The following is a 7,991-nucleotide window of genomic DNA, read 5'->3' as shown; positions in this document are numbered from 1 at the left end:
TGTTATTCCAAGTCTGTGGAGATGCTGAAGTGTTCACTGCGTTTACTGCTTCACTACTTAAAGTACCGAACAGTTCCCTTGCCAGCTTAGTTCATTACATTTTCAGCAACGCCGAGTAAGATAGTAATTGTTCGCTTCACAGAAAACAGGGGAAATGTTGAGACGTACATTAACTCGAAGGGCGGCGCTGGCGTTAGGCGCAGCTTTGTTCGTTGTGGCTGCTACAAATCTTGCTGCTACAGCAAAAACCTATTATGTCGATCCTGCCGGCAGCGATAATCAAGGGGATGGATCGAAGCGTAAGCCCTGGAAAACGCTTGCTCATGCCGTCAAGAATGTCCCTGCGTCGCCGGGACACACGATTCATTTAAATCAAGGCATTTTTACAGAGACTGTCCCATCCATTGTTCCCCCCGGAATTAGTATTGAAGGAGAAGGAGCCGGTAAAACCGTAATTAAAAGTGGAATTGATGATTTTTTACTTCAACTTGAATCTGCCCCGGTGGTCGAAGGCAATCAAATTTTAAGTAATTTCAAAATTGAGGGGCAAAACCGGAAGTTGAAGGGGGGTATTTTTGTTCGAGGCCGGCATAATGTGATCGTTCGGGGCGTATATTTTGAGGAAATCGATTTTACCGGCTTGCAGATTATTGCAGAGTGGACTTCTTCTAGAACGACTCCTCCGGCAACTTATCTCAATGGAATTGAAGTTGATAATTGCAACTTTAAAAATTGTTCAAAAGATTTAGATAAATGGAGTTCGGGCTGTCTTCACATTGGCGGATTAAAAGAAGCCCAAATTCACGATCTTAAAATTCAAGAAGATCGAGGCTATGGCATCAAGTTTTTCGCTGGGGGCTGGTTTAAAGGAATCAAAATTTATAATTGTGAACTCGTTGTTCCCGATTCAGATCCCCTTTGGAAAGCAGATAGCGCTTTGGAATTGTGGCGTATGTTCGATGATTGTGAAATTTATAATGTGAAGTCTAACCAGTGGTTTTCTCTGGTGGGTGGCGACAAAGGTAAAGGAACCCGAAGCGTTACAGTTCATGATTGCGAAATTATTGTTAAACGCTCGGATGAGCAGTACCTTCAAGGCATAGAAGTGACCGTCTCAGATAGTGAATTTTATAATAATTATTTTGAAAATCCCGGAAGTTTTGGTGCTTTTGCGATGTGGGGAGGTGAACCGCTCTCTAATATTCTCATTCATCATAATATTATTCGCGGTGGCTCGAATACGAACGCGCTGGCATTTGTTCAATCTGATGATTCGGCAAGTTTTTCAGATATCAAGTTTTACAACAACCTTTGTGAGAACCTAGAATTTGGAGTGAAACTGAAGCCGGTGGGGACAGGAGAGATCCGTAAAGTAGAGATTAAAAATAATATTTTTAGTAATGTTAAAACTGCAATTTTAGCTTATAACTCACCCAATAAAATACTCGATACCGCTGTTGCTCATAACTGTTTTTATCAAGTAGAGAAAACATTTAAAGAAGAAAAGGGTAAAACTGTTAACACCCAGTTTGAAAATAATATTGAAGTTGATCCCGAATTAATCGGGTCAGGAAAAAATTGGGATCAATACTATAAACCCAAGAGTCCAAAGAGTCCGGTGGTGGATGCCGGCATAGAAGTTGGCTTGCCCTATAAAGGAAAAGCTCCAGATATTGGTGTTTATGAATATTAATCTGTTACAGCACTTTTCCTAAGAGAGTGGGTTTCTGAAATTCGTCTAAACTACAAGATGGAGAATTGACAAGCGTAATTAGCGTAACTTCTGGAGGACAAAACAGGCGTCCAGGGCGATATGATCCCAGTCCTCGATTAACATAAAGCTGGTTATTTCCTAACTGGTAAAATCCCGCTGCCCATTCCCAATGCTCAACCACTTTGTAACAGTTTCCAGACAGATAAGGAATCCAGCGCCGTAGAGGTTTGGGGGTAGCACGCCGCATTGGTTTGAGAAATGCCGCCACCGGCCCGATTTTGGGTAAGACAATTTGGCCACCGTGGGTGTGCCCAGACAGTTGCAAATCGACTCGCCACTTTTGCAGGGGCAGGGCAGTATCCGGATTGTGAGATAATACGATTCGGGGGGTCATTTGATCTAGCAGGGTAAACACCGGCTTGGGATTGAACTCGCCCGACCAAAAATCGGCTAGCCCCACCAGGGCTAATTCTGGCCCTAAGGGATAGACAATTTCGTTCCACAATACGCCAATACCGATTTGAGTTAAAGCTTGGGTAATTTCGGTTTTCGAGTGCTGATATTTGAGGTCGTGGTTGCCTAAAATCGCATAAATGCCGGCGCGGCTTTGCAGATGTTTAAGGCGCAGCACGAGCTTGTGAATGGGTTCTGGCTTCTTCGTTACATAGTCGCCAGTGAGCAGGATGAGTTCTGGTTCTGCCTGATTGGTAACGGCGAGGGCTTCTTCTAAAAGGGCGTCAGACAGCCTGCCTCCATCGTAGTGGAAGTCCGACAACTGCGCGAGCTTTATCCCTTGGAGACGTGCCGGCAAGTTGGGGATCGCAACGGTTAAATTTTCTACCCGCAATGGGCCAGTTAATAGCCGATGCATATTTGGGATATTGATTGACAAAGTGCAAGTTTAGCTTAACAAACCAGCCGGTGTTGAGGGGGTGCCGGTATGAAGGTGCGGGGGCGGCACCGGCTGCCAAATTGCCATATATTTGGACAAAATTAGAGATTTTCAAATCGTTATAACTCCTGTGCTACAACTGTTCTGGCAACCACTAGACAAACAGGCAGTTTTTAGGAGACTCTATAAATGAGCTGGCTCCGAACAAATCGTTTCCTTTTTACGTCGGTTTTTGGTACAGCTACGCTAGTTGCGAAATCAGATGCAGAATTGCTGCTGTGTCTATTTGTGAAATGAAGGATGCCTTAAAAAACATGAGCCTTACAGTTAAAGTTGTTGAACCTTCCGGAATTTTAGATAGTACGAAAGCCAATCAATTTGAGCAAGAAATTAGCGAGATAATTGAAGCCGGCGCTGATATTGTGTTGGTTGATTTAAAGGATGTAACCTTTATGGATAGCTCAGGCTTAAGAGTTTTAGTATCCGCTTTTAAAACGGTTCAAGCTGCTAAAAGCAAACTAGCTGTCTGCTCCGTTAACCATCAGGTAAGAATGTTATTTGAGCTAGCAAGCGTTGATAGATTCCTTGATATTTTTGCCAATCGTGAGGAATTTAGCAACTCTTTAGTCTCATCCGACTCATCACGTTGATTGTTTGATAAAATTGTCGCTCGATAGGCAATACTGTTTAATCAAAGACTAACGCTTTTGGAGCCTTTGATTTTTATTTTACGCCGGCACAACTGAGATTTCAGTCAATTTTTCTGGGGAGTCGGGGCGATTTTTAACTTCGCCCCTATAATTTTTAAAATGAATGTAAAAAATAATAATCAGCATGAAAGCTGAATCGTTCGCAGCGCCGCCGATTGAGTGTTTAGATTTAATCGAAGTTCACTTTTAAAAGAGATACATCATCCTCAAAGGTGTCTTGGCTGCCCAAAGCCCGTAGGTCGTCTAAAATATGTTGAAGGCTGAGGGTGTCGGGTCGTCTGGACTCGGCCAACCACTCAATAAAATGATCGAAGCTCCAAATCGTCCCATCCGGTTGCTTAATTTCGTAAATTCCATCACTGTAAATGTACAACGTGCTGAAAGGTTCAACGTGACACTCAGCGTTTGCATATTTGACGTTAGGAAACATTCCAATGGGCAACCCTCCGGGGGTTCTTAGATGTTGAACTTGGGGGGAAGAAGTATTGATCTTTGATAGTAAGACTGCCGGCGGGTGGCCGGCACTAGCATAGACGAGTTTGCGCGTGACTCGGTTATAAACTCCATACCAGATGGTAAAGTACATATTTCGTTGCTTTTCCATCTGAAACGCCTCATTCAGCGCTTCTAAGACCGCATTCGGTTGATAAAAATTTGTATTGAGAGAGCGCGAACGCAAAACATTTAATACAGAAACCGATAGCAGTGCCGGCCCTAAACCATGCCCGGAAACATCTAGCAAGTAAATCGCTAAATGGTCTTGATCAAGCCAGTAATAATCAAAGCAATCTCCGCCCAACTGTTGAGAGCAAATAAACTTTGACTCTATTTTTATTGGCTCAGTAACCGGAGAGGGCAGGAGCGATTTCACATACTCAGCCGCTTCCGCTAATTCTGCTCGCAACGCCGCCTCGGCTTGCTTGCGCTTAGTAATATCAATCCCGACAAAAACAGCCGCTTCGTCTCCAAGCCATTTCCACTTTTTGGCAATCACCACCAGACTTCGGGGAATGCCATCGACTGGCGGACCCTCAATTTCTATAGAGTCTTCGCTCGTCCGGTTAGCAAAAAAACTGCGGACAAATTTACCAAACTTATCTTGGCGAAAGCCGACTTCTTGACCAACTAACGCGTCTTGAGACAAGTTGAGAAGGCTTGCCAAATGCCGGTTCACTCCCAGATAACGAAAATTAGAACTAATTAAAGAAACTGTACCGGGCACTGCATCCAGCACAACTTGGAGCAAGTCCCTCGCCATCTGTAATGTCGCCTCTGACTGCTTGAGATTGGTGATATCCTGCACAAACCCTTCCACAGCCACAGACCGGCCTTGGGTATCTCGCAGCAGCCGGATCGTTTCGGAAATCCAAATGACCGAGCCATCCCGTTTGCAGACCTCAGCCTCAGTCTTGTACTGCACCTGGCCTTGAGTCTCTAAGTAGCGTACGCACTCACTCCAGTGGGTGGGATTAACATAGAGTTGATTGATATTTCCCACACTCTCTAGGAATTGCTCTGGGGAATCATAACCGTAAATGCGAGCCAAGGCGGAGTTAGCGGTGCGATAATGTCCGTCCAGGGTCACTTGAAAAAGCCCTTGAGCGGTATTTTCAAAAATTTGCCGGTACTTCCGAGCGGTGACATTTCGGAAAATCCCTCGCGTGATGGCAGGTTGACCATTTTCCCACCGGCAGCTGATATTTCCTTCCACCCATATCGGCTCCCCTTGCTTGCTAACAAAAATCATCTCGACTGATTCGAGTGATTCTCCGTGGCGGAGTTTTTCGAGCAACCAAGACTGACGGCTTTCTGGATGTAAAATATCCCACAGCGATAGTTGGGCCACTTCCTCGTCGCTATAGCCCAACGTTTGCCGCCATGTCTGATTGACAGAGAGAAAACGCCCATCAGAAACGCGAATGCTCTGGATCAAAACATTGGCTCTGTCGAGAAAATTGTGGAGATGAGCTTGGGTTGTTTCCATTTGCCGCAGTTGGCGGCCTTTCTCCATCAGCGCCATTATCTGACGCGACAGGGTTGCTAAAATGTCTAGCTGCCCGTCGCTCAAATCTCGCGGCACGTAATCCATAACACATAAGGTGCCCAAGACCAAACCATCGGGGGTCACTAGCTGGGCACCGGCATAAGACCGGATATAAGGAGGACTAATCACTAAGGGATTGGCGGCAAAGCGGGGATCTTGCAAAGTGTCGCTAACCGTAAACACTTGATCGGACAAAATCGCATGGGCACAGAACGCCACATCCCGTTTTGAAGCCCGTCCTGCCCATCCCACTTTCGACTTGAACCACTGCCGGTCGGTATCGATTAAGCTAATCAGTGCGATGGGAGTTTCACAAATTTTTGCAGCGAGACGCACCAGATCGTCAAATGCCTGTTCAGGTAATGTATCAAGTACCTGATACTTCCGTAGCGCTTCAATCCTCTTGGCTTCGTTATCAGGCAATGGTGCCTTGATCATTGCGATACGACCACTTGCGAGGGAGTTAACCATCAGACGATTTGCCTCAAGCCAAGATTTGAATGTATAAGCTACTCCTATACATCTAAATAGACCTAGCTCATGGAGGCAATCCCCCTAGGGGGTGATTTTAAACGGGCGGGGAAAAAAGCGCAATTAACACGGCCAACATTAAAAAATTTGATTATTTGCTAATTTTTTTTCGCATCAGCAAACAATTGCGCTCGTCTGGTGTTCGCGTATACGAAAGCTCATCCATCAGCTTGTACATGAAGATCAATCCATTGCCGTGCGGGTCGGGATCGCCGGGACGAAAGAGTTTTAGGTTTTCGTGCAACCTTTTTTCTAAATCAAACGGTTGACCTTGATCCCAAATTCGCATTTCCATCTGGTGCGAAAAAAGTTTGACCTCAATCTCAATGGGGGTCGTCTGGGGCAAGTTTCGGTGAGCATGGCGCACCGCGTTCGTTAAACCTTCTGCGAGGGCTGTTTGGCATTGCCACCAAACGTTACAGGGGAGCAGCGCCAGTTTAAACTGCTCAAACCATTGCAAAACTTCGGCTAGAGCATTCAGTTCCGTCAAGACGGAAAGCTGGGCTTGTTTGAGGGGTTGTTCTTGTTTCTCTGGTTTTTTTCCCAGGTGGGATTTCCACCAGCCGCCAAGGTTGTCTAACACCATCTTCTCAATGAAGAATGAAGAATGAAGAAGGAAGAATGAAGAAGGAAGAATAAAGAATTCCCAATTCTTAATTCTAAAGTCTTCACTCACATCGCACCGCTGTTTTTATTAAACAGGACTAGAACAGTTTGAAGAATTAATTTTAAGTCATAGATAAGGCTCCAATTTTTTTGATATTGCAAATCCAGACGGATCACGTCCTCAAATTTGCTGATGCGAGACCGGCCCTTTACTTGCCATTCGCCGGTCATGCCGGGTTTGACATCTAAGCGTTGCCATTCTGGCACTTCGTAACGCTCTACTTCATCCGGGGTTGGAGGCCGGGTGCCAACTAAACTCATTTCGCCTCTAAGGACGTTCCAAAACTGCGGCAGCTCATCCAAACTGGTTCGCCGCAGAAACCGGCCTACTCGCGTGATCCGGGGATCATTGTCGTTTTTAAACAATGGGCCTTCTACTTGGTTAACCACTTGCGATTTCAGCGCTTCTGCATTGACGCACATTGAGCGCAGTTTCCACAGCCGAAATCGCCGGCCCATCCAACCGCAGCGGATTTGACTGAAGAAAATTGGGCCAGGATCGTCCAGTTTGATGGCAATCCCAATGGGAATCAGCAAAATTGCCGTCAAAACCAAACCCACCAAAGCCCCCACCACGTCTATCAAGCGTTTGACCCACGAGCGCACGGAGGGATGGGTCGTTGGTAGCTGATTTTGGACGCGACGGGCGCTACTGGGTGTCGGCGTTTCCGTTGCGGGTTCAATTTTTAAAACTTGATCGAGTCCAGTTATGGACAGGACTGCCATAACTTGGGGCTGGACAGTTTGCAGGATCAATTCAATTCCCTGCTGTTGGGTGATTCGCACATTATTGACCAAAGCCCCAACCCCACTACTGTCCATAAAGTGGGTTTGGCTAAAATCAAGGATGATTTTGCTGGGAACGGGGCTTTGCTGGCAAAGCTGTTGGCAGGTTTGCTTAAAGGCAACTGCTTCTAGCACGCTTAGGCGAGCAGGCAGCTGAACCAAGGGAATTTCGTTGGTGACTATAACCCGAAAGTCTGCGTCTGGGGGTTGGCTAACCATAAAAGCCTGATACTAAGTTACGCTCGCATAATTTTATTTTGAGACTTTGGCGAATGATTTTCATCCTTATCTGGCTAATCCTAACTGAGGAAACAACTTAGTATCAATCCAACTCACACTTTTCTAACACAGTCGCTTGAACAAAAAAAGTCCCTTCGCACTTTAATGTCAGCTATCTTTTATTTGGGGAAAAGTTTGTACCGGCAAAACTGACCACATTGGAATGCTCCGATCTGGCCGACTGTATTGCCGATCACGCCAAGCCGCATCAAAACTCAAAACTAAATACCTACTAGCCGCTTTTGTCAAGCTTTTTTTTGCTTTTGTTGCTTGGTCACCTGGACTCCCAGTGCATGGAGCGGCTCCCGGAGAAATAATATCAGTTGTTCGCTACCAGTGGTTAGTTGTTCAGGCATTAGACGCAAAAAA

Annotated in this window: 6 protein-coding genes and 1 pseudogene; 3 read left to right on the top strand and 4 right to left on the bottom strand. The window is 45.7% G+C overall.

Annotated elements, in window-relative coordinates; translation table 11 throughout:
• Together H6F73_RS20575 and H6F73_RS20570 are read left to right on the top strand one after the other, a co-directional pair.
• Positions 1-90, top strand: a pseudogene (locus tag H6F73_RS20575) (IS1 family transposase); the annotation flags it as partial.
• 64 nt (positions 91-154) lie between these two features.
• Positions 155-1,693 (top strand): DUF1565 domain-containing protein, encoded by a 1,539-nt coding sequence (locus tag H6F73_RS20570; RefSeq protein ID WP_190760605.1) that lies wholly within the window; start codon positions 155-157, stop codon positions 1,691-1,693.
• Between the two features lie 4 nt (positions 1,694-1,697).
• On the opposite strand, the gene H6F73_RS20565 is transcribed toward H6F73_RS20570, so the two are convergent.
• The gene (locus H6F73_RS20565) at positions 1,698-2,585 is read right to left on the bottom strand and encodes a metallophosphoesterase (RefSeq protein WP_190760604.1); all 888 of its coding nucleotides are present in this window, start codon (positions 2,583-2,585) and stop codon (positions 1,698-1,700) included.
• A 335-nt stretch (positions 2,586-2,920) separates the two neighbouring features.
• Between H6F73_RS20565 and H6F73_RS20560 the strand changes: the two genes are divergently transcribed.
• Positions 2,921-3,256, top strand: a complete 336-nt coding sequence (locus H6F73_RS20560) for an STAS domain-containing protein (protein WP_190760649.1) — start codon at positions 2,921-2,923, stop codon at positions 3,254-3,256.
• 229 nt (positions 3,257-3,485) lie between these two features.
• Here H6F73_RS20560 and H6F73_RS20555 read toward each other — a convergent pair whose 3' ends face one another.
• The 3 genes from H6F73_RS20555 to H6F73_RS20545 form a co-directional block, all read right to left on the bottom strand.
• Positions 3,486-5,831 carry a SpoIIE family protein phosphatase gene (locus tag H6F73_RS20555; protein ID WP_242072554.1) on the bottom strand — a complete coding sequence of 782 codons (2,346 nt, stop codon included), beginning with the start codon at positions 5,829-5,831 and terminating at the stop codon, positions 3,486-3,488.
• A 151-nt stretch (positions 5,832-5,982) separates the two neighbouring features.
• A complete protein-coding gene (locus H6F73_RS20550; RefSeq protein ID WP_347239581.1) occupies positions 5,983-6,567 on the bottom strand; it encodes an ATP-binding protein in 585 nt (194 codons plus the stop codon).
• Positions 6,564-7,562 (bottom strand): exopolysaccharide biosynthesis polyprenyl glycosylphosphotransferase, encoded by a 999-nt coding sequence (locus tag H6F73_RS20545; protein WP_190760603.1) that lies wholly within the window; start codon positions 7,560-7,562, stop codon positions 6,564-6,566. Before H6F73_RS20545 ends, H6F73_RS20550 begins: the two co-directional genes overlap by 4 nt.
• Positions 7,563-7,991: the final 429 nt, after the last annotated feature.

Source organism: Microcoleus sp. FACHB-68 (genome assembly GCF_014695715.1).
In the GTDB taxonomy this organism is placed as follows: Bacteria; Cyanobacteriota; Cyanobacteriia; order Cyanobacteriales; family Oscillatoriaceae; genus FACHB-68.
The sequence above is the reverse complement of the archived record's forward strand: the minus strand, read 5'-3'. Positions and strand labels throughout refer to the sequence as shown.

Coding starts and splice junctions, on each gene's coding strand:
- H6F73_RS20570 (WP_190760605.1), top strand. CDS start 155: ATGTTGAGACGTACATTAACTCGAAGGGCGGCGCTGGCGTTAGGCGCA.
- H6F73_RS20565 (WP_190760604.1), bottom strand. CDS start 2,585: ATGCATCGGCTATTAACTGGCCCATTGCGGGTAGAAAATTTAACCGTT.
- H6F73_RS20560 (WP_190760649.1), top strand. CDS start 2,921: ATGAGCCTTACAGTTAAAGTTGTTGAACCTTCCGGAATTTTAGATAGT.
- H6F73_RS20555 (WP_242072554.1), bottom strand. CDS start 5,831: ATGGTTAACTCCCTCGCAAGTGGTCGTATCGCAATGATCAAGGCACCA.
- H6F73_RS20545 (WP_190760603.1), bottom strand. CDS start 7,562: ATGGTTAGCCAACCCCCAGACGCAGACTTTCGGGTTATAGTCACCAAC.